The organism is Escherichia sp. KCJ4928 (assembly GCF_004352695.1).
Classification (GTDB): Bacteria; Pseudomonadota; Gammaproteobacteria; order Enterobacterales; family Enterobacteriaceae; genus ECMA0423.
Genome location: NZ_SJWV01000558.1, coordinates 1 through 575 on the forward strand (window position 1 = coordinate 1; position 575 = coordinate 575).

Annotated in this window: 1 protein-coding gene and 1 pseudogene; one reads left to right on the forward strand and one right to left on the reverse strand. The window is 46.3% G+C overall.

The genetic code is table 11. The annotated features are described in order from the left end of the window. Nucleotides 1–36 precede the first annotated feature (36 nt). Nucleotides 37–219: pseudogene (locus E0D98_RS25525) on the reverse strand (IS200/IS605 family transposase); the annotation flags it as partial. 67 nt (nucleotides 220–286) lie between these two features. Here E0D98_RS25525 and E0D98_RS25530 point away from each other — a divergent pair. After that, nucleotides 287–575, forward strand: a 289-nt coding sequence (locus E0D98_RS25530; protein ID WP_077889328.1) for a helix-turn-helix domain-containing protein, incomplete at its 3' end; no start/stop codon positions are given.

The window sequence follows — 575 nt, forward strand, 5'->3', positions numbered from 1 at the left end:
TAACAAATGGACGTGATCTGGTTCGCCATCCATTTAAACCAGTTCAGCTTCAAAATCAGCACATACATTTGAAAAGTAAGTGCGTAGTTTTTCTGTCGCGTCATAGTCAAAAATCTGACGTCGGTATTTGGTGACAAAGACCAGGTGAACATGCATCAGGAAAACACAATGCCTTCCACGCCGGATATCGGTTTCTTTATTCATAGACCAAAGTATCATTTGGCCTGTGAAACGACTATAAGCATTTAAATTCCAGTTAAGACCCGGTGGTCAACAGGAGCGTGAAATGAGGCGCTTCGCAGGCGCATGTCGTTTCGTTTTCAATCGTGCTCTGGCACGTCAGAATGAGAATCATGAGGCCGGTAATAAATACATCCCTTACGGGAAAATGGCTTCCTGGCTGGTTGAGTGGAAAAACGCCACTGAAACGCAATGGCTTAAAGATTCGCCCTCACAGCCATTGCAACAGTCACTGAAAGACCTTGAGCGGGCTTACAAAAACTTCTTCCGGAAGCGGGCTGCTTTTCCCCGATTCAAAAAGCGGGGACAGAATGATGCATTCCGCTACCCGCAGG